Below are 21,166 nucleotides of genomic sequence, written 5' to 3'. Positions count from 1 at the left end.
CAATAATCAGATGGGCGAGCTCGAAGCGATCAGAACGTTCCTGACGGTTGCCAGCCAGAGCAGCTTCAGCGCCGCAGCCCGCCTGCTCGGCATGACGCCCGCCTCGGTCACGCGCACGATCTCTAGCTTGGAGGAACAGCTCGGCGTCCAGCTTTTGCTGCGCACCACGCGCAAGGTATCGCTGACCTCGGCGGGTGCCGCCTATGCCGCGCGTGTCGCACCGCTGGTCCAGGGCCTCGCCCGCGCCACGGAGGAAACCCGGGATCTGCAGAAAGTGACCGCCGGTTCGCTTCGCGTCTCGGCCCCGATGTCGCTCGGCATGAAAGTCCTGCCGACGGTCCTGTCACAGTTTGCAATCATTCATCCACGCACCAGCGTGGCGATCGAACTCTCGGACCGCTTCATCGACATCGTTGAGGAGAACTACGACCTCGCGATCCGCATTTCCGGTCCGCCGACCGACAAGTCGACGATCTGGCGCAAGATCCGCCCCGTGCCTCGGCTGCTGGTCGCCGCGCCCTCCTTCATCGCCCGCCATGGCATGCCTGTTATGCCCGAGGACCTGAGCGGGCTAGAATGCCTGAGCTATCACGATCAGCTGAAGACGGAGACCTGGGCACTCAGCCGGCCAGGGCAGACGAGAACGATCGAAGCCAAGGGCCGTTTCTCGATCAACAACGGAGACTTCCTCTGCCGGCTCGCTGTCGCAGGCGAGGGCATCGCCCTTCTGCCGCGTTTCATCGTTGAAGAGGATCTGCATGCCGGTCGACTGGTCCAGGTGCTCCCCGACTGGAGCACACCGGAAATTTGGCTGACGCTCTACTACCCGCCTTACGAACAGCTGCCGCTGAGGGTAGCAACCTTCTCGGATTTCTTCGAAGCCTTCATCAAGGAAAGCTGGGACGGTGGACAGACCGTGTGACTGCAGTCAGCGGTCGCGTCCGAGAAACTCGCCGATTTCCTGAGCGATACGGTCCGTCGCGATCGGAACGTCGACCTTCTTCACCTTCTCGAAGAGCGGCTCGGGGATGGCAGCCTTGCGGGCCTCCGCCAGCCCCTCGAAGAAGCGCGGCGAAAACTCCGGATGCGGCTGATAGGAGAGACCCCAATCGCCGTAGCGGATGACGGCGTTCTCGCAGGTGTCGGTCTTGCCGACGACTTCGGCTCCCTCGGGTACCTTGATGACCTGGTCCTGATGCCAGGCAAGCAGCACCTGCTCTTCGCCCGTATCGGACCGCTTGTAGGTCACCGGACCGGCAGACCAGCCCCCCTTGAACTTCTCGACATGCCCACCGAGTGCCTTGGCCATCACCTGATGTCCAAAACAGATCCCGACCATGGGCACCTTGGCCGCATGCACCTGGCGAATGAAGTCCTCAAGCTTGCGGATCCAGTCATGGTCCTCGTAGACGCCGAACTTGGAGCCGGTCAGCAGCCATCCGTCGACCTCGGTCGGACTTTGCGGGAACTCGCCGTCAACGACGAAGTAGCGCTTGAACGAGAAGTCGAAATAGCCCAGCAGCGCGGCGAACATATCGGCGTAATTGCCGTACTCGGTCGCGAGTTCGGCGGGTGAGTGACCCGTAACGAGAATGCCGATGGTCTTGGCGGTCATGTGGGCTTCCTGAAACATGCGAAAAGAACGGCCTTTGGGCCTTGCACTCCGTCCATCTATACCAAATGCTAGTTTGATCAAATTTCAAGAGGGTGCACGGCTATTCGGCGCGCCCTGTCCACGATAGCAGCGAAAAGGCGGGATCTCGATCTGAACCATGGCATTTGAAGAAGGCAAGGCAGAGAAATCGTTGAAGCAGCGGGTCTACCGGACCTTGCGCAGCCGTGTGATGTCAGGCGCGGTCGCTCCAGGCCTGCCGATCACCATCAACGGTGTGGCCGAAGATCTGGCCGTCAGTGCCATGCCGGTGCGCGAAGCGCTGCATCGTCTCGTGGCCGACGGAGCCCTGGAATATCTCGACAATCGCCGCGTGCGCGTGCCGGAAATGACGCTTTCCAAATTCGAGGAGATCATTGCCGCCCGCATCGCGCTCGAGACACTGGCAGCGACCAGGGCCTTGCCGCATATCGACGCCGAACGGCTCGAACGTCTGCAGGTGATCGATACCGCGATCGACGACGCATATGCGGCGAACGATCTGCTGCGCTCGACGGAACTCAACTTCCTTTTCCATCGCACGCTTTACGAGCCCGGAGCGAGTGGTGTCATTCTCGATCTGACGGAGTCCGTCTGGTTACGTCTCGGCCCGTTCATGCGCCTGGCCACGGCCAAGCTGGAAGAAAGCTACCGAATTGACCGGCATGCCGAGGCACTGGACGCGATCCGCGCAAGGGATCCTGATGCGCTGTCGGCCGCAATCGAAGCAGACATACAGGATGGGGTCGGCCACCTCGGGCGGCACTTCCTAAGCGAAGCAACTGTCGCCGCCCGATGACCTGTCGTGCTTGATGCACCGGGACGAGCGTCAGCCCCGATTGCGGAATGCCAAACGCATCTGCTTTTCGATTTCCACCAGAGCGAAGAACACGGCCCCGATCCCGACGATCAGCAACCCGTCCTGCAGGGGAACGCTCTGCGTCCCGAACAGGGATTGCATGAAGGGCAGATAAGTGACGGCGAACTGGGCAACCGATACGGAGATCACGCAGATCCAGACGACCTTCGTCCCGCGCACGGCCTGCCAGGTGAGCGATGTTCCGTAGATATTGCGGATGAAGAAGACGTGGAAGATTTCCATGACGACCAGGGTGTTCATCGCCATCGTGCGTGCGAGCTCAATCGGATAACCCCTGTCCAGGGCGTAGAAGAAAATTCCGAAAACCGCAGCGGCAAAGAGCACGGAAACGAGCAGAACATGCCAGATGAGGTCGCTGGTCAAAAGCGGCTCGTCCCGCCGGCGCGGTGGTCGCCGCATGGTACCCTCTTCCGATGGCTCGAAGGCAAGCGCCAATCCGAGCGTAGTCGCCGTGACCAGATTGATCCAAAGGATCTGGACGGCCGTGACCGGGAGCGCCAGGCCGGCAAAGAGCGCGACGATGATAGTTCCCGCTTCGCCAGCATTCGTCGGCAGGGTCCAACTGATCACTTTCTTGATGTTGTCGTAGACGGTGCGCCCCTCACGAACGGCGGCGGCAATAGAGGCGAAGTTGTCGTCCGCCAGAACCAGCTCGGCGGCTTCCTTCGCCGCTTCGCTGCCCTTCACGCCCATCGCGATCCCTGCATCGGCCCGCTTGAGGGCCGGCGCATCGTTGACACCGTCACCGGTCATCGCGACCGTCAAGCCCTGGGACTGGAGCGCGGTGACCAGCCGCAACTTGTGAGCCGGCGAGGTTCGAGCAAAGATATCGGTCTCGGCGGCGGCAAGCGATAGCGTGACATCGTCCATGCGGTCGAGATCCGCTCCGGTCAGCACCCGATCGGTGTTCTTCAACCCGATCATTCCAGCGATCGCCCGGGCCGTCGCAGCATGGTCGCCGGTGATCATCTTCACCCGGATGCCTGCCTGATGGCAGTCGGCCACAGCGACAATCGCTTCCGGGCGCGGCGGATCGATCAGGCCCACCAGTCCAATCAGCGTCAGCGTGCCGGGAAGGTCGGTCTGGACAAGATGCGCCCCGCCGCTTGGTGGAGCGCCGACGGCAACAGCGAGCACGCGCTGGCCTTCGGAGGCAAGAACCTCGACCATGTGTTCCCAGTATGGCGCGTCGAGCGCTGCCGACGAGCCATCCGGCATGCGCTGGGTGGCGCAAAGCTCGAGAACGGCCTCTGGCGCACCCTTTACATGGACATGCCTGTTGTTCTCGTCATCGACGTGAAGAACGGCCATGTAGCGATGCGCGGCATCGAAGGGGATGGCATCGATCCGTCGCCAACCTGCGGTGAAGGGATCACTGCCGCCCCCGGTGATCTTGCCCGCAAGCGCCATCAAGGCCCCTTCCATGGGGTCGCCTTCCACGCGCCAGGCGCCATCAGCCGAATGCAGCACGGCGTCATTGCAGAGCCCGGCGGCACGCGCGAATTCGGAGAGAACGGCGTGGTCTTGCGGATCGACATCGGCGTCGTTCCAGCGGACGGCACCTTCCGGTGTATAGCCTTCTCCATCAACGGCATAGACATGGCGCGCAGCCACGAGGCTTGCCACGACCATTTCATTGCGCGTCAGCGTACCAGTCTTGTCCGTGCAGATCACGGACACCGAACCCAGTGTCTCGATCGCCGGCAGTCGTCGGACGATCGCATGGCGACCAGCCATCGCCTGGACACCGACGGCAAGTGTGATCGTCATGACCGCCGGGAGACCTTCGGGGATCGCTGCGACGGCAAGACCGACAATGGTCATGAACAGTTCATCGAAAGGCAGATGCCTGACAACCAGCCCGTAGGCGAGCAGCATGCCCGATATGATGAGGATGAAGAGGGTAAGCCAGCGCGCAAAGACATCCATCTGCCGAACGAGCGGCGTCGAGAGAGACTCCACTGCCTCCAGCATCCCGCTGATCTTGCCGATCTCCGTTGCCATGCCAGTCGCGACCACGACACCCTTGCCCGTCCCCGTGGCAACCAGCGTTCCGCTGAACAGCATCGAACTGCGATCACCCAGAACGGAATCGGCTGAGACGGCTTCGTGGGTCTTGTCGACAGGCACCGATTCCCCCGTCAGGGCCGCCTCCTCGACCTTCAGGCTTCGCGCTTCCAGCAGTCGCAGATCCGCGGGAACGCGATCGCCGGCCTCGACCAGCACGATGTCTCCCGGCACGAGATCGGCGGCATCGACCGAAGTCCGGCGGCCGTCACGCAGCACCGCGGCATGCGGCGCCAGCATGACCCTGATCGCATTCATCGCATCTTCGGCACGACCTTCCTGCAGATAACCGACGACGGCATTGCCGAAGACAACCGCGAGGATGACGCCCGTATCGATCCAGTGCTGCATGAAACCTGTGACCGCTGCGGAAGCCAGCAGGACATAAATCAGGACATTGTGGAACTGCGACAGAAAGCGGACGACGGGGCTGCGCTTTGGCGCTACAGGCAGACGATTGGCACCATGGACCTCCAGCCTTCGCTTGGCCTCCTCTGCCCCGAGCCCCGCGACATCCGTATCCATCGCCTGGAGCACCACCTGCGGCGGCAGGGCATGCGGCATAAAATCTGCGGTTCTGTCGTTCATCCCAGTCCTCTGCGCATTTCGATTCTCGAACAGGCCCGCTGAAGAATGGCCTCGGCAGCCCTTGCGGGTACTGCATCTGCTGACGTGCGGGAGAATGTCGTCATGATAGGCCTCTCGCCTTGATCTATGACAATTCTGGACGATGCCGGCCTCGGCTTCGCGCCTCGGACGCCTGTCGGCGACAACCAACCGGGAGGTGTGGAAGCACAGGCTCAGGCAAGCCTTGCGGCTTAAAAGCAGGTGGTCCTGCGCGATGTCCTCAGACCCGCCAGACAAGACTTTGTGCCGGAAGGTGTTGAAAAGGTTGAGACGCATTGCCTCGATCGGCTGCATGCCAACCGGTGGAACACATTTGAGCACATTCGTTTCAGAACAAGAGGCCGATAGCGATGACGTCGATTTCCCTGCTCAGCCCAGCCCAGATCCGGGCGCTCCCCAACTCGACGGTTAGCTCCTGGTCAGACGACGAAATCAGCCAGCTGTCGAGCACGCAGGTAGGCGCCCTGACGTCGTCCCAGATCTCGGCGCTGCAGACGGAAGCCGTCGCAGGCCTGTCGACGTCGCAGTTGAAGGCAATCGCGCCCCGTTCGATCACCGGCCTGACGCTGGACCAGATCACCGCCCTGTCGACCGAAGATGTTTCAAGTCTGGTTGCCTCGCAGATTGCGGCGATGTCGGCAAGCCAGCTCGGCGGGTTGTCTTCCGAGCAGTCCGAAGCCTTGACCCCCGCACAGGTCGCCAGATTGACCGCAACGCAACTGAGCGCTTTCAGCGCGGAAGACCTCGCGACGTTTTCGCCGGAAGACATGGCGGCGATCAACACGGCTGCCTTGCGCGGGCAATCTGCCGAGAGACTGGCCGGGTTCAGCACCACCCAGATCGCGGCCTTGAAGCCGAACCAGATCGCGACGCTCACGCCGACCCAGATCGCAGCGCTCACCCCCGCGCAAGTCGGCGCCTTCTCGACCCAGCAGATGGCAGCCCTGAGTGCAACCCAGGTTGCAGTGCTGAGCTCCGACCAACTTGGCGCGCTCTCCGCGACGCAAGTTGCGGCCATTTCGCCGCGTGCGATCACTGGCCTCTCGACCACGCAGATTGCAGGTCTGGGCAATGAAAAGGTCGGTGCGTTGACCACGGCGCAGATGGCAACGCTGACCTCGAAGCAACTGCCCGCGTTCAGTACCGAACAGGTGGCCAATTTTTCGACAAGCCAGATTGCAGCGATCAATCCACGCGCCATGTCGGGTCTTTCGGTAGACCAGATCGCGGCTTTGTCGCCGGATCAGATGGCGAGCCTCACCGGCGCTCAGATTGCCGCTCTCACCCGCACCCAGATGTCAGCCTTCAGCGAAGAGCAGCTGGCTGCACTCACCGCAACCCAGATCAGGGCGCTCAGCGCGACACAGATCGCAGCCATGCCGCCAGCGACCGTCGCGGGCTTTACCGCAACACAGATCGCAGCACTCACACCAAAGGCCGTCGCTGGCCTGAATGCCGAGCAACTCGGCGCGATGAGTGTCGATCAGCTCAAGGGGCTCAGCACCTCTCAGATCGCGGCCATGACCGCAACCCAGATCGGAAGCCTGTCGAGCGACAAGGTCGCTGGTCTTTCGGCTGCCCAGATCGGTGCGTTGAGTTCGTCTGCCGTCACGGGCCTTACGCCTTCGCAGATCTCCGCCCTGACCCCTAGTCAGATTGGGGCAATGTCGAGCGCGCAGATCACGGCGCTGAAGACCACGCAGGTCGCAGCCTTCACGGCAGACCAGATCGCGGGCCTCACGCCAACGCAGATCCGCGGCCTGACAGGTCCACAGCTCGCTGCGATGCCCGAGAACGTCATCACGGGCTTTTCGGACGAACAGATCGCAGCCTTGAGCACGCGCGCCATCGCCGGTCTGACGGCCGAGCAGATTGGCGGGCTGTCGATGGATCAGCTGGACGCATTGAGCACCAGCCAGATCGGCGCGATGAATGCCACTCAGATCGCAGCATTGCCGCAAGAGGCCATTGAGGCGATGAGCCCGGCGAAGATCGCAGCCATTAGCGCAAAGGCGATCACCGGTCTGACATCGGAGAATCTGGCGTCGCTCGCACCGGCCCAGATCGCCGCCTTGACTGTCACCCAGATCAGAGGCCTCAAGGCCGACCAGGTCTCCGGCCTGACGGCGTTCCAGACCGAATCGATGACCAACAGTCAGATCACCGCCTTGACGGCGGCGCAGCTGTCGGCACTGTCGGTCGACGCTGTGAAGGTCTGGTCACCGTCGCAGCTTGCTGCGGTCTCACCGACCTCGATCAGCGGATTGACGACCGATCAGATCACCGCGCTGAACGACAGCCAGATCGATGGTCTCACCGCGGCACAGATTTCACGGATGAGCGGGCCGCAGATCGGCGCCCTGTCCAAGGAGCAGCTTGCAGCCTTCCTTCCGACCGAAATTGCGTCGATCTCCGCCAGCGCCATCTCATCTATTTCCGCGGACAAGATCGACGGTTTGAGCCTCGAGCAGATCGCAAGGCTGACCACGGCTCAGATTTCCGCCATGAAAAGCGAGCAACTGGTCGCCTTCACGCCCACGCAGCTTGCATCATTGACTTCCACCCAGCTGCAGGCCGTGACCTCCGCGCAAATCGCGGCCCTTTCACCGAGCAACATCGCATCGCTTTCACGCGAGCAGATTGCCAGCCTCTCCGCGCGCAGCATCGCGTCTCTGAGCAACGAACAGATCGCGGCCATGTCCGCCGATCAGATCGATGCCATGACGGCGACCCAAATCTCGGGCCTCACGGCAAGTCAGCTTGGCGCGATGCGCAAGGCAGACATCCTCGCCTTCCTGCCGGCAGAAATCGCAGCCATCAACACGACTGCGTTGAGCAGCCTCGATGCAGAGACCATCGCGGCCCTCAGCATTGACCAGATTGCCGCCATGACCCCGGCACAACTGGGCGCCCTGAGCACGGACCAGGTCGCAGCCCTGACGCCAACCCAGCTTGACGCCATGAGTGCAAAACAGCTGGCAGGCTTCGGCGCAACGCAGGCGACAGCGTTGACGACGGCGGCCTTGGGCGCCCTGACGCCGGATCAGATCGCAGGCCTCAGCACGGCCGCGATTGCCGCGCTCTCGACGACCCAGATCGCGGCCCTGTCGACAATCCAGATCGAAGCCCTGACCACCGCACAGATAGGTGCCCTGACGGCCACACAAGTGGCCGCCCTGACGCCGACCCAGCTGAGCAACCTGCCGGCCACGAAACTTGCCGCGATCAGTGCAACCGGCATTGCCGGGCTGACCACGCAGCAGATCGCCGGTCTGGGAGCGGATCAGATCAGCGCCTTGACGGCCGCACAGATCGGGGGACTGACCCCGGCACAGATCGGCGCGATGACGCCCCAGCAGGTCACGCTCCTGTCCAACACCCAGATCGCAGCATTGAGCGCCACTCAGGTCGCCGCATTGACCAACGACGCCCTGGCCACTCTGACGAGCGAAAAGATCGCGGCACTGACGGTCAAGGCGATCCCTGGCCTGACGGCGACACAGATCGCCTCGATGTCGACCACGCAGATCGAAAGCATGAGCCAGGCCCAGATTGCCGCGCTCACCTCGACGCAGATCGGAGCACTTTCGTCGGCACAGCTGGCGACCTTCTCCAACGCCGAACTCGCCGCGATTGCCCCCACAGCGTTTCCCGGCCTGTCGGCAGCCAACATCGCGGGCCTCAGCCAGGAGCAGATCGGTGTTCTTACCGCCGCCCAGATCGGCGCCTTGACCTTCGACCAATTGAACGCCCTGCGTCCGGATCAGCTTGGCGTCATGACCCCGACCCAGATCGGAGCCCTGACGGCGACCCAACTCGCCTCGCTTTCGGCAGGAACCATTTCCGGTCTGTCCGCCACCCAGATCGCAGCCATTTCAACCAAGGCCATCGCCGGCTTGAGCACGGCGCAGATCGCAACGCTGACCGCCAGCCAGATCGACGCGATGACTTCGGCGCAGTTCGGTGCCTTGAATGCGACCCAGTTGTCGGCATTCAGTCCGACGGCACTCGAAACGCTGACCTCCGCCGACATTGCGGCCCTCTCGCCGAGCGCGGTAGGAGGGCTCTCGCCGACAGTGTTTGCCACCCTGCAGCCAGAGCAGATCGCGTCCCTGACAACGGGTCAGGTGGCGGCGCTGAGCTATCACCAGCTTCGAGCGATGACCCAGGATCAGATCGGTGCCATGACGACGGCACAGATCGGGGCGATGAACGCCGTCCAACTGGCAACACTGGGAACGGACAGGGTAGGCTGGCTGACGACGGACCAGATCTCGGCCATGGATCCCAAGGCGATTGGTGGTCTGAGCGTGGCCCAGGTCAGCGCCCTGACGGCCGCCCAGGCGGAAGCCTTGACGCCTGCACAGGTCGCGGGGCTCAGTTCGGCACAATTGACGGCGATGGGTGCGAACAACCTGCGGACCTTCTCGACCGAGGATCTGGCAGCCATCAGTCAGCAGGCGATCCCCGGGCTGACAGTCAGTCAGATTTCCAACATGACGTCGGCGCAGCTTCAGGCGATCACGACGACACAGTCCAACTACTTGAGCCCGGACCAGATAGCCGCCGTGCTCGCGGCTTACCAGGCGGCTGGATCCTGAAGACCTGGCTGAGGTCGGCCAGCGGTCGGCCTCAGCTCAGTTTCGGATCGTGAACTGAACGCGATCTGCCGGGAAACGGGTGACCGCATACTGAATCGGGCAGCCTGCCGGATCGGTATTCAGCGCACGGGTCACCAGTACGATCGCACCCGGCGTCAACTCGAGATGAACGACGTCATCAGGCTCTGCGTGGACGGCCGAGATCTCGGTGACCTCACGGACGTAGTCATCGACACCACAGCGAGAGAGCGCCCGGGTGATCGAACCCGTTTCAGCAAATGCCGTGTCGATGCCAGCAAACCGCTCTGCCGGAAACCACATGGTTGACCGTGAGACGGCACGACCGTCGGCCTTTCTGATGCCATCGAGCCGCAAGACCTCGTCGCCTGGATTGAGTTTCAGGCGCTTGACGAGATCGGCGGAGGCAATTTCGCGAGCGGACGACAGCAGGATCCCCTTGAGATCCCGCGCCTGCTCGCCAATGCCTTCGCTGAAGCGGGTACGCCTCCCGATCGGAAAGTCGAACTTGTCGCGCTGGGTAATCATCGTGCCGCGCCCTTGGGCCGCGCGCACGATGCCCTCCTGCGCAAGCGCCGCCAGTGCCGCGCGCACCGTGTGGCGGTTGACGCCGAATTCCTCCGCCAGCGCGGTTTCCGCCGGCACCATGCCCGTCTTGTCATAGAGACCTGTCAGGATATTGGCGCGGATCCGATCGGAAATCTGGCGCCAAAGGGCCACGCCCTTCTGTCTCTGCATCACGGAAACACCGCCCCCTGTCACAAGCTTGTCACGACCACGCGTTACTCATAAAGTAACTTGTATGGTTGTCTATATTACTAGACATTTCGAGGACTGACAATGGAAAAAGCCACCGACATCGATCGCGGCGCCCAGACCGCCAGGAAGCGGATCGTCGATCTGCTTGCCAGGGCCACGCTCGCCGAACTTCAAGACGCCCTCACCGCCTTCGACCCGGCACCGGTCTACACCGCCCTGCGCGGACCCGAAACTGGTCTCGTGATGGTCAAGGGCCGCATCGGCGGCGGCGGTGCCCCCTTCAATCTCGGCGAAGCGACCGTCAGCCGCGCGAGCATTCGGCTCTCTGACGGCCGGATCGGTCATGGCTACCGCCTGGGAACTGACCGCAAGTCAGCACAGCTTTCGGCCGTGCTCGACGCGCTGGCGCAGGACGAAGCCGGCCGAGCCCTGGCTGAAACACGCCTCCTGGCACCGCTCGAAGCACGCGTCGCGGCGGAAGCCGCAAAGCTCGAAACCGAAACGGCCGCCACGAAGGTCGATTTCTTCACCATGGTTCGCGGAGAAGACTGATGCTCGAAGTGACTGAAAGCCTCGACGGCGGTTTCCCGGATGCCGTTACCCATGCCCAGACGGTCTTCCGCAGCATCATGGACGCCATGGCCCGCCCCGGCAGCGTCGGTGTGGTCGACGTGGCAGTTGCACCACCCGCCCCGCTCGGTATCGCGGCTGGCGCCCTGCTGCTGACTCTGTGCGACCACGACACGCCGATCTGGGTCACGCCTGTTCTCGCCAAGTCCGCCCTTTCAGGCTGGATCGGCTTCCACACCGGCGCCAGCCTGACGTCCACAAAGACGGATGCCAAGTTCGCCTTCGTCGAAGCAGGCGCGCCTGTCCCGTCGCTGACACAATTTGCGCTGGGAACCCAGGAATACCCTGATCGTTCGACGACGCTGGTCGTCGAGGTCCCATCGCTCGAGGGCGGCAAGCCTCTGCAACTGTCAGGCCCTGGAATTCGCGACACCGCCGTCATCGCTCCGAAAGGTCTGCCCGAAACCTTCCTGCGCCAATGGGCCGACAATGGTGCTCTGTTCCCGCGCGGTGTCGACATGGTGCTGACCGCGGGTCGCCGTTTCATCGCGCTGCCGCGCACGACCAAGATCCGTGAGATGGAGGCCTGAGCCATGTATGTAGCCGTCAAGGGTGGCGAAAAAGCCATCGCCAACGCCCACAAGCTTCTCGCCGACCGCCGCCGGGGTGACAGGTCGCTGCCGTCGGTGACGATCGATCAGATCGTGGCCCAGCTCGGTCTCGCCGTCGACCGGGTCATGGCCGAGGCCTCGCTCTACGACTGCACGCTCGCAGCCCTCGCCCTGAAGCAGTCGCGCGGCGACATGATCGAGGCGATCTTCCTCCTGCGCGCCTACCGCACAACGCTGCCGCGCTTCGGCACGTCTCGTCCGATCGAAACGGCCGAGATGCGCGTCGAGCGCCGTGTCTCCGCCACCTACAAGGATCTGCCCGGCGGACAGCTGCTGGGCCCCACCTTCGACTATACCCATCGCCTGCTCGATCCCTCGCTGCTCGATGACGAGACGGTGGATATGGGCGAGCAGCGCGAGGAAGGTCTCGATCCAGTCATGCGGGTCTCCGACATCCTCGATGGCGAAGGCCTGATCGAGCCGGATGGCGAGATGCCCGAGGATCATATCGCCGGCGACATCACCCGCGAGCCGATGGAATTTCCGATGCCCCGCGACCTGCGTCTGCAGGCGCTTGCCCGCGGCGACGAAGGCTTCCTTCTGGCACTCGGCTATTCGACCCAGCGCGGCTATGGCCGCACCCATCCCTTCGTCGGCGAAATCCGCATGGGGCTGGTCGAAGTCGAATTCGACGTGCCGGAACTCGGCTTTGCGGTTTCACTCGGCGAGATCCGCGTCACCGAATGCCAGATGGTCAACCAGTTCAAGGGTTCGGCCAAGGCTCCACCGCAATTCACCCGCGGCTATGGCCTCGTCTTCGGCCAGAGCGAACGCAAGGCCATGTCCATGTCACTGGTGGATCGGGCGCTCCGAACCGACGAATTCGGCGAGGATGTCGTCGCCCCCGCCCAGGACGAGGAATTCGTGATTTCCCATTGCGACAACGTCCAGGCGACCGGCTTCGTCGAACACCTGAAGCTGCCGCATTACGTCGACTTCCAGGCCGAACTGGATCTCGTCCGCCGCATGCGGGCAAAGCACGACGCCAACAAGACAGATCTGACCGACCTGAAGGAGGCCGCAGAATGAGCGCGCCGGCAACCGAACTCGCGACCTATAATTTCGCCTATCTGGACGAACAGACCAAACGCATGATCCGCCGCGCGATCCTGAAAGCGATCGCCATCCCCGGCTATCAGGTGCCGTTTGCCAGCCGCGAAATGCCGATGCCCTATGGCTGGGGTACCGGCGGCGTGCAGGTGACAGCCTCGATCATTGGCCGCGACGACACGCTGAAGGTCATTGATCAGGGCGCTGACGACACGACAAATGCCGTGTCCATCCGCGCCTTCTTCCAGAAGGTCGCAGACGTCGCCGTCACCACCAAGACCAGCGAAGCGACGATCATCCAGACTCGTCACCGCATTCCCGAAGAAAAGCTGAGGGAAGGCCAGGTGCTGGTCTACCAGGTGCCGATCCCGGAACCGCTGCGTTTCCTCGAACCGCGCGAGACCGAGACCCGCAAGATGCATGCGCTGGAAGAATACGGCCTAATGCATGTGAAGCTCTACGAAGACATCGCCAGGCACGGCCGCATCGCAACGACCTATGCCTATCCGGTGAAGGTCGAGGGCCGCTACGTCATGGACCCGTCGCCGACGCCGAAGTTCGACAATCCCAAGATGCACATGTCGGAGGCGCTTCAGCTCTTCGGCGCCGGCCGCGAGAAACGCATCTATGCGGTCCCGCCCTTCACTGAAGTCGTCAGCCTCGACTTCGAGGATCACCCCTTCGAGATCCAGACATTCGACAAGCCCTGCGCGCTCTGCGGCGCCCACAACGTCTATCTCGACGAGGTTGTACTCGACGACAAGGGCGGCCGGATGTTCGTCTGCTCCGATACCGACCATTGCGAGACGCGCCAGGCCGAGGGCCATGTCGGCGAAATGCTCGCGAAGAATAAGGAGGCCGCCGAATGAGCGACCAGCCGCTTCTGAAAGTTCGCAACCTCTCCAAGTTCTACGGCAGCCGGATCGGCTGCTCGAACGTCTCCTTTGATCTCTGGCCGGGCGAAGTGCTCGCCATCGTCGGCGAAAGCGGCTCGGGGAAGACGACGCTTTTGAGCTGCCTCTCGACCCGGCTGATGCCGACGACCGGCAGCGTCGATTACCACATGCGCGACGGCCAGTACCGCGAGCTCTATCACATGGGTGAAGCCGAACGCCGCTTCCTGATGCGCACGGACTGGGGCTTCGTGCACCAGAACCCCGCCGATGGTCTTCGCATGACGGTCTCTGCCGGCGCCAATGTCGGTGAACGCCTGATGGCCGTCGGCGATCGCCACTATGGCCGCATCCGCCAGACGGCGAGCGAATGGCTGGAGCGCGTCGAGATCTCGACCGATCGCATCGACGACCAGCCGCGCGCTTTCTCCGGCGGCATGCGCCAGCGCCTGCAGATCGCCCGCAATCTCGTCACCGGCCCTCGCCTCGTCTTTATGGACGAACCGACCGGCGGCCTCGATGTCTCGGTCCAGGCCCGCCTGCTCGATCTCGTCCGCGGCCTCGTCAACGACCTCGGCCTCTCGGCCGTCGTCGTTACCCATGACCTCGCGGTCGCCCGCCTGCTGTCCCACCGGATGATGGTGATGAAGGACGGCCATGTCATCGAACACGGCCTGACCGACCGCGTCCTCGACGACCCGCGCGAACCCTACACTCAGCTGCTCGTATCCTCGATCCTGCAGGTCTGACGGAGATATCAATGGCCACGCCCCTCATCGTTTCGGAAGTCGCGAAAAGCTTCACCATGCATCTGCGCGGCGGGCTCGTCCTGCCGGTCGTCTCCAACGTCTCCTTCTCTGTCGCATCCGGAGAATGTGTCGTGCTCGGCGGCCCCTCTGGCATCGGCAAGAGCTCGATCCTCAAGATGCTCTACGGCAACTACGCCGTCGACCAGGGCCAGATCCTGGTCAATCACTGCGGCCGCATCGTCGACCTTGCCAGCGCCGACCCGCGCACGGTGCTTGAAGTCCGCCGTGGCACGCTGGGTTATGTCAGCCAGTTCCTGCGCACCGTCCCGCGTGTCTCGACACTCGACGTGGTGGCTGAACCGCTCGTTGCACGCGGTATATCTGTAGACGAAGCGCGCGAACGCGCGAGCGAACTCCTAAGCCGGCTAAATTTGCCGCGCGATCTCTGGCAGCTGCCACCCTCCACCTTTTCCGGTGGCGAACAGCAACGCGTCAACATCGCCCGCGGCTTCATCACCGACCATGCCGTGCTGCTGCTCGATGAACCGACAGCCTCGCTCGACGCGGCCAACCGGGCCGTGGTCGTCTCGATGATCCGCGCCAAGAAAGAGGCAGGCGTCGCGCTGCTCGGCATCTTCCACGATGAGGAAGTCCGCGAAGCCGTGGCCGACCGGATCCTCGATGTCATGCTGTTTTCGCCGCGAAAGGCAGCCGCATGACGAAGAAGCTCGGGCTCGAACCCCTCGTCCACGACACCGCACGCGTCGTGAATTCGACGCTTGGCCGCTATACGGAAGTCGCCGATCGCTGCCGGTTGGATGAAGTCGAAATGGGCGACTACTCCTACATCATGCAGGACGGCGCCGTCTGGTGTGCGACGGTCGGCAAGTTCGCCAACATCGCGGCTGCCGTGCGCATCAACGCCACCAACCATCCGACCTGGCGCCCGACGCTGCACCACTTCACCTATCGCGCGGGAGACTATTTCGACGGCGCCGAGAACGATCACGACTTCTTCGCCTGGCGTCGCGAAAACCGCGTCGTGATCGGCCATGACGTCTGGATCGGTCACGGGGCAACCGTCTTGCCAGGCGTCACCATTGGCGACGGTGCGGTGATTGGCGCCGGCGCCGTCGTGTCACGCGATGTAGCCCCCTACACAATCGTCGGTGGAGTCCCGGCCAGGCTCATCCGTGAACGATTTCCAAAGTCAGTTGCCGAACGCATGCAGGCGCTCGCCTGGTGGGACTGGGATCACGACCGGCTGTTCGCCGCACTCGACGATTTTCGTCACATGGACACTGAAGCTTTCCTCGAAGAATACGCCTAATCGCAAATTTTTCAGAGACTTACACAGTTTAACAAATCCTACACAAATCTGACATTCCGGCTTCACGGACCCGCGTTACTGCAATCCCAGCACCGCAATCAATGACGGCGAAGGAAAGATAATGCTCTTCAGGCTGGACAATCTCACCCGCCAGTTCGGGACAACCAAGGCCGTGGACTCGGTGACCCTCGAGATCCCCGCCGGCCAGATGGTTGGTGTGATCGGCCGTTCGGGCGCCGGCAAGTCGACACTGCTGCGCATGATCAACCGCCTGGTCGACCCAACCTCGGGCAGCATCCGTTTTGACGATCTCGAGATCTCCAATCTTCATGGCACGGCCCTGCGCAACTGGCAGCGCGACTGCGCCATGATCTTCCAGCAGTTCAACCTCGTGCCACGTCTCGACGTGCTGACGAATGTACTGCTTGGCCGCCTGAACCATCGGTCGACAACCCTTTCGATCCTCAACGTCTTCACCCGCGAAGAGCGCCTGATGGCAATCGCCGCCCTCGAGCGGCTCGGCATCGAGCAGACAGCCCTGCAGGCAGCCGGAACGCTTTCCGGTGGCCAGCAGCAGCGCGTGGCGATCGCCCGCGCCCTGATGCAGTCACCGAAGATGATCCTCGCCGACGAGCCGATCGCCTCGCTCGACCCGTTGAACGCCAAGATCGTCATGGATGCGCTGCGCGACATCAACGAGCGCGAAGGCATCACCGTCATGACCAACCTGCACACGCTCGATACGGCCCGCAACTACTGCGAGCGCATCATCGGCATGGCGCGGGGCCGCGTCGTCTTCGACGGCACGCCGGCAGAACTCACGGCCGAGGCAGTGCACGAAATCTACGGCGCCGACCAGCATGGTGCCGGCATCGATGAAACGATGACCTCGACGAGCATCAACATTGCGCATCAGGACAACGAACAACGCAAGATCCCATCCGCTGGCCTGCGCCCTCTCGCCGTAGCCGAGGCCTGAGCCACGAAGATCGCTGGCCCTGCGACAAGGGCAATACCGAAAGACACTCCCTCATCCTACGAAACAGGAGATGCACTCATGTTGAAGAAGACCCTGCTCGCCACGGCGGCTCTCGTTGCTCTGGCTTCCGGCGTCCATGCCGAAGACCTCAAGGAATTCCGCATCGGTATTCTCGGCGGCGAAAACGAAGCCGACCGTCTGCGCAATTTCCAGTGCATGACCGAAAAGCTCCCGGCCGCTCTCGGCGTCGAGAAGGTCTCGCTCTTCCCGGCCGCCGATTATGATGGCGTCGTTCAGGGCCTGCTCGGCGGCACGCTCGATTACGCCGAACTCGGCGCCTCGGCCTTCGCCAAGGTCTACCTCGCCAAGGAAGACGCCGTCGAGCCGATCCTGACCACCGTCCAGACCGACGGTTCCAGCGGCTACTACTCGATCATGGTTGCCCGCAAGGATTCGGGCATCACCAAGATCGAAGACATCAAGGGCAAGAAGCTCGGCTATGCCGATGCGGACTCGACCTCCGGCTATCTCGTCCCCCTCGTCACCCTGCCGGAAGCCCTCGGCGCTCCGGTTGATCAGGTCGTCGCCTCCACCGGCTTCGGCGGCGGCCATGAGAACCTTGTTCTCGAAGTCGTCAAGGGCACCTTCGACGTCGGCACCACCTGGGGTTCGGGCGTTGGCGATTTCAAGGACGGTTACTCTTCTGGCAACCTGCGCAAGATGGTCGACAAGGGCGTCCTGAACATGGACGACCTCGTCGAAGTCTGGAAGTCCCCGCTGATCCCGAACGGCCCGATCGTCGTTCGCACCTCGATGAACGAGGACATGAAGATGAAGTTCAAGCAGTTCATGATGGAACTGCCGACCTCCGACCCGGCCTGCTTCTCGGCTGTCCAGGGCGGCGATTTCAAGGGCTACACCGACGTCACCGTCGACTTCTACAAGCCGATCATCGATGCCCGCAAGGCAACCATCGGCGGCTGATCGCTGACGAAACCAATAGGACCGCCGGCCGGGACACCGCCGGCGGTCTTTCCTTGAAGTCTTTTCCAAAGGATTTGCGGTGATGGCCATGACGGCGACACAGCCCACCCTGAGCGAGCGCGGCGCGGTCGTCGAGCGCCATTGGCAGGAACTGGCGGCGAAACGGCGCATCTATACCGGCCTTGGCGCCGTGATCCTGCTCCTCGCCGTGACCGGTTCGCTCTGGTTCGCCAACGACACCAATGCCGGCAAGTTCTTCGACCGCCTGCCCTACCTTTTTGACTTCGTGGGCGAACTCGTCCCCCGCGACGGTTGGGAGATATGGCGGGCCCTGTTCGACCTGCCCTCCCCCTATGACGACGGCAGCTTGAAATACAATTATCCGGAGGGTCGGTTCTACATCACCGACAGCCTCTACATCCCCGAATACTTCCACAAGATGCTGGAGACGGTGAATATCGCGCTCCTGTCCACTGTGATCGCGATGATCTTCGGCTATGCACTTGCCTTCCTTGCAGCCAAGAACACCATGCCGAGCGCCTGGATCCGCTGGCCGGTTCGTCGTTTCATGGAGATCCTGCGCGCCTTTCCGGAAGTGGTCATCGCAGGCTTCTTCCTGGCCATCCTTTCGCTTGGTCCCATCCCTGCGATCATCGCGGTGACGATCCACACCATCGGCGCACTCGGCAAGATGTTCTTCGAAGTCATAGAGAATGCCGACATGCGGCCTGACGAAGGGCTGCGTGCCGTCGGCGCTAACTGGTTCGAGCGCGTCTGGTTTGCCATCACGCCTCAGGTCATGCCGAACTTCATGAGCTACTTCCTGCTGCGCATAGAAATCAACGTGCGCGCCTCCACGATCATCGGCGCTGTCGGCGGCGGCGGCATCGGCGAAGCCCTGCGCCTGTCGATCGGTCAGGGCCACGAGGCAAAGACCCTCGCAATCATCCTTCTCCTTTTGTCGACAGTCATCGCCGTCGACCAGTTCTCCGCATGGCTGCGCCGCAAGCTCGTCGGCGAGCAGTCTTTCCAGTCGGTCACGTGAGGTTTCGATGTCCATGATGAACGCTGCCGAACTGAACCGTCTGGCCGAACGCTATCCGCAGGTGCTGGAGCGCAGCCTCTGGCAACGCTATCGCATTCCGGCTTCGCTCGGCATCCTGGCCTTTTACTTCCTCTTTTGCTGGTGGTTCTTCGCCATTGGCAAAACGATGTCGGAGGCCAATTGGGGCATCGCCGGCAACTACCTTGCCGACTGGGTCTCTTACGAGATACGCCCGGAATTCGAAATCGACCGCGACGGAGCGTTGACGATCAATTATCCGCGCTTCGATCCCATCGGACCAAACCCGAACCCGGACTGGATCGAGACGAAACGCGAAACGATCACCCGGGCCGAGCCGCAGGCCCCTGCAGCCGCGGCGCCGGCCCCGGCGACCGCCACGCCGAGCTCGACCTTCAGTTTCATGACGTCTCCCACGCCGCAGGCATCAACTGGGGCCGCGAGCATCGAGACCAATGTCGCCGCAGCTCAAGCAACCTCCGAGGAAGTGATCACCGAAGCACAGGTGGCACTCTCCGGCACGGCCCGTATCGACATTGCCGGTGATCGCGTCACACTTGTTCGCGGCGAAGAAACAGTGACCCTGTTGCTCGATCCCGCCAGGGACACCGTGACGGTCGAAGGCGCACGTCCCGACTGGGTGGAGCAGCGCCTCGAAGGCGGCCGCGTGATCGCCTATTTCGGCTCGGCCGGCTGGCTCGACGTCTCCTCGGATCGCGTCCGCGTCCGCAAGCGGTTCTTCGGCTGGGAGAATTTCATCTTTGATACCAACTCGCCCTTCTTCGGTCTCTCTTCGGGTGAAGTCTGGCAGACAATAACATCCGGCGAACGCATCGATCCGAAGATGAGCAACCTGGCACTCGCCTGGAACAACATCCTCTACAATGCCTCCTGGCAGCATCTGGACGTCTGGACCAAGCTCTTGCAGACCATCGTCATGGCCTTCATGGGTACGCTGCTCGCCATGCTGGTCGCCTTCCCGCTGTCCTTCATTGCGGCGCGCAACATCACCCGCAATCGACCGGTGAACCAGATCACCAAGCGCTTCTTCGACTTCGTCCGGTCGGTCGACATGCTGATCTGGGCGCTGTTCTTCACCCGCGCCTTTGGCCCTGGGCCGCTTGCCGGCATCTCGGCAATCTTCGTCACCGACACCGGCACGCTCGGCAAGCTTTATGCCGAGGCGCTGGAGAACATCGACGACAAGCAGCGCGAAGGGGTGAAGTCGGTCGGAGCACCGGCAGCGGCCGTCCAGCGCTTCGGTGTATTGCCGCAGGTGATGCCGGTTTTCGCCTCCCAGGCCCTCTATTTTTGGGAATCGAACACCCGATCGGCAACCATCATCGGCGCGGTCGGCGCAGGTGGCATCGGCCTCAAACTCTGGGAGGCCATGCGCACCAATTCCGACTGGGAAAATGTCGCCTACATGGTGCTCCTGATCCTGATCGTGGTGTTCATTTTCGATGCCATCTCCAATAGCCTGCGCTCACGCCTGATGGGAAAGAGCCGCCACTGATTCTTAGGGCGCGGGGTCCGTTTCCGCGCCACTACACACGAAAGACATACCCTTGCGTTACGCCCTATACTTCGCACCCTGCGCCGACGCACCGCTGAGCCAGACGGCAGCGGCTTGGCTGGGACGCGATGCCTTCACCGGGATTGAGCATCCAAGAACGGCCGAAACGGATTTTCCGGCGGAAGACCTGGATGCCCTGACGGCCGATCCCCGGCGATACGGCTTTCACGCGACGCTCAAGGCGCCCTTTCACCTGGCCGAAGGCGTGAGCGAAGCCGATTTGCTTGCCGAGTTTGCCGCGTTCGCCGCGAAAACCGCGTCCTTGGAAGTCCCCTCCGTTATCATCGGCCAGCTTGGGCCATTCTTCGCCCTGGTTCCGGAACGGCAGCATGCGCCTCTGCAGACGTTCGCTGCCAGTGTCGTCGAGGCATTCGAGCCCTTCCGCGCGCCGCTCTCGCAGGCAGATATCGAAAGGCGCAAGCCGGACGGCCTGCCTCCGCGCCAGCGCGAAAACCTGATGCGCTGGGGCTATCCTTATGTCTTTGACGAGTTCCGTTTCCACATGACGTTGACCGGGCCTGTATCCGACGCCCAGTCGCCTGCCATGGCCAATGTGCTCAACCTCCGCTTCGCCGAATTCAACGGCCGCCCCCTCCGGATCGATGGCCTCGCGCTCTTTGTTGAGCCTGAGCGTGGCGCCCCCTTCCTTGTCCATTCATGGCTGCCTTTAAAGGCCGCCCAACAAAACGGCTGATCCC

18 protein-coding genes are annotated in these 21,166 nt (G+C 62.6%); 15 read left to right on the top strand and 3 right to left on the bottom strand.

What is annotated here, in order from left to right; genetic code table 11:
* Positions 1 to 10: 10 nt before the first annotated feature.
* Complete coding sequence (locus tag BSY240_RS14945; protein WP_069042823.1) at positions 11 to 922, top strand: LysR family transcriptional regulator; 912 nt, start codon at positions 11 to 13, stop codon at positions 920 to 922.
* 6 nt (positions 923 to 928) lie between these two features.
* On the opposite strand, the gene BSY240_RS14940 is transcribed toward BSY240_RS14945, so the two are convergent.
* On the bottom strand, positions 929 to 1,615 hold the full coding sequence (locus BSY240_RS14940) for a type 1 glutamine amidotransferase (RefSeq protein WP_069042822.1): 687 nt from the start codon (positions 1,613 to 1,615) through the stop codon (positions 929 to 931).
* 157 nt (positions 1,616 to 1,772) lie between these two features.
* On the opposite strand from BSY240_RS14940, the gene BSY240_RS14935 reads away from it, so the two are divergent.
* Complete coding sequence (locus tag BSY240_RS14935; RefSeq protein WP_069042821.1) at positions 1,773 to 2,450, top strand: GntR family transcriptional regulator; 678 nt, start codon at positions 1,773 to 1,775, stop codon at positions 2,448 to 2,450.
* Positions 2,451 to 2,480: 30 nt separating this feature from the next.
* Here the strand turns inward: BSY240_RS14935 and BSY240_RS14930 are convergent, their stop codons facing one another.
* Positions 2,481 to 5,186: a cation-transporting P-type ATPase gene (locus tag BSY240_RS14930; RefSeq protein ID WP_069042820.1), complete on the bottom strand. Its 2,706-nt coding sequence runs from the start codon at positions 5,184 to 5,186 to the stop codon at positions 2,481 to 2,483.
* A gap of 389 nt (positions 5,187 to 5,575) precedes the next feature.
* Between BSY240_RS14930 and BSY240_RS14925 the strand changes: the two genes are divergently transcribed.
* A complete protein-coding gene (locus BSY240_RS14925) occupies positions 5,576 to 9,826 on the top strand; it encodes a hypothetical protein (protein WP_069042819.1) in 4,251 nt (1,416 codons plus the stop codon).
* Positions 9,827 to 9,862: 36 nt separating this feature from the next.
* On the opposite strand, the gene phnF is transcribed toward BSY240_RS14925, so the two are convergent.
* Positions 9,863 to 10,582 carry a phosphonate metabolism transcriptional regulator PhnF gene (gene phnF / locus BSY240_RS14920; protein ID WP_054150297.1) on the bottom strand — a complete coding sequence of 240 codons (720 nt, stop codon included), beginning with the start codon at positions 10,580 to 10,582 and terminating at the stop codon, positions 9,863 to 9,865.
* Between the two features lie 102 nt (positions 10,583 to 10,684).
* Between phnF and phnG the strand changes: the two genes are divergently transcribed.
* From phnG to BSY240_RS14860, 12 genes are all read left to right on the top strand, one after another.
* The gene (gene phnG / locus BSY240_RS14915; RefSeq protein ID WP_069042818.1) at positions 10,685 to 11,155 is read left to right on the top strand and encodes a phosphonate C-P lyase system protein PhnG; all 471 of its coding nucleotides are present in this window, start codon (positions 10,685 to 10,687) and stop codon (positions 11,153 to 11,155) included.
* Positions 11,155 to 11,763, top strand: coding sequence for a phosphonate C-P lyase system protein PhnH (gene phnH, locus BSY240_RS14910; protein WP_054150295.1), 609 nt, complete (start codon positions 11,155 to 11,157; stop codon positions 11,761 to 11,763). The genes phnG and phnH overlap by 1 nt, the downstream gene beginning before the upstream one ends.
* A gap of 3 nt (positions 11,764 to 11,766) precedes the next feature.
* Positions 11,767 to 12,873: a carbon-phosphorus lyase complex subunit PhnI gene (locus tag BSY240_RS14905; protein ID WP_069042817.1), complete on the top strand. Its 1,107-nt coding sequence runs from the start codon at positions 11,767 to 11,769 to the stop codon at positions 12,871 to 12,873.
* Positions 12,870 to 13,763 carry an alpha-D-ribose 1-methylphosphonate 5-phosphate C-P-lyase PhnJ gene (locus BSY240_RS14900; protein ID WP_069042816.1) on the top strand — a complete coding sequence of 298 codons (894 nt, stop codon included), beginning with the start codon at positions 12,870 to 12,872 and terminating at the stop codon, positions 13,761 to 13,763. The genes BSY240_RS14905 and BSY240_RS14900 overlap by 4 nt, the downstream gene beginning before the upstream one ends.
* Positions 13,760 to 14,536 carry a phosphonate C-P lyase system protein PhnK gene (phnK, locus tag BSY240_RS14895; protein WP_069042815.1) on the top strand — a complete coding sequence of 259 codons (777 nt, stop codon included), beginning with the start codon at positions 13,760 to 13,762 and terminating at the stop codon, positions 14,534 to 14,536. Before BSY240_RS14900 ends, phnK begins: the two co-directional genes overlap by 4 nt.
* Positions 14,537 to 14,547: 11 nt before the next feature.
* Complete coding sequence (gene phnL, locus BSY240_RS14890; RefSeq protein WP_069042814.1) at positions 14,548 to 15,255, top strand: phosphonate C-P lyase system protein PhnL; 708 nt, start codon at positions 14,548 to 14,550, stop codon at positions 15,253 to 15,255.
* Positions 15,252 to 15,866, top strand: coding sequence for a DapH/DapD/GlmU-related protein (locus tag BSY240_RS14885; RefSeq protein WP_069042813.1), 615 nt, complete (start codon positions 15,252 to 15,254; stop codon positions 15,864 to 15,866). Before phnL ends, BSY240_RS14885 begins: the two co-directional genes overlap by 4 nt.
* Before the next feature lie 121 nt (positions 15,867 to 15,987).
* The gene (phnC, locus tag BSY240_RS14880; protein ID WP_069042812.1) at positions 15,988 to 16,845 is read left to right on the top strand and encodes a phosphonate ABC transporter ATP-binding protein; all 858 of its coding nucleotides are present in this window, start codon (positions 15,988 to 15,990) and stop codon (positions 16,843 to 16,845) included.
* A gap of 78 nt (positions 16,846 to 16,923) precedes the next feature.
* Positions 16,924 to 17,829, top strand: coding sequence for a phosphonate ABC transporter substrate-binding protein (gene phnD, locus BSY240_RS14875; RefSeq protein WP_054150288.1), 906 nt, complete (start codon positions 16,924 to 16,926; stop codon positions 17,827 to 17,829).
* An 82-nt stretch (positions 17,830 to 17,911) separates the two neighbouring features.
* Positions 17,912 to 18,874 carry a phosphonate ABC transporter, permease protein PhnE gene (phnE, locus tag BSY240_RS14870; protein WP_054150287.1) on the top strand — a complete coding sequence of 321 codons (963 nt, stop codon included), beginning with the start codon at positions 17,912 to 17,914 and terminating at the stop codon, positions 18,872 to 18,874.
* Between the two features lie 7 nt (positions 18,875 to 18,881).
* Entirely contained in the window at positions 18,882 to 20,408 is a 1,527-nt protein-coding gene (gene phnE / locus BSY240_RS14865) for a phosphonate ABC transporter, permease protein PhnE (RefSeq protein ID WP_069042811.1), read from the top strand.
* Positions 20,409 to 20,460: 52 nt separating this feature from the next.
* Positions 20,461 to 21,162, top strand: coding sequence for a DUF1045 domain-containing protein (locus BSY240_RS14860; RefSeq protein ID WP_069042810.1), 702 nt, complete (start codon positions 20,461 to 20,463; stop codon positions 21,160 to 21,162).
* Positions 21,163 to 21,166: the final 4 nt, after the last annotated feature.

It is taken from the genome of Agrobacterium sp. RAC06 (assembly GCF_001713475.1).
Taxonomy (GTDB): Bacteria; Pseudomonadota; Alphaproteobacteria; order Rhizobiales; family Rhizobiaceae; genus Allorhizobium.
The sequence above is the reverse complement of the archived record's forward strand: the minus strand, read 5'-3'. Positions and strand labels throughout refer to the sequence as shown.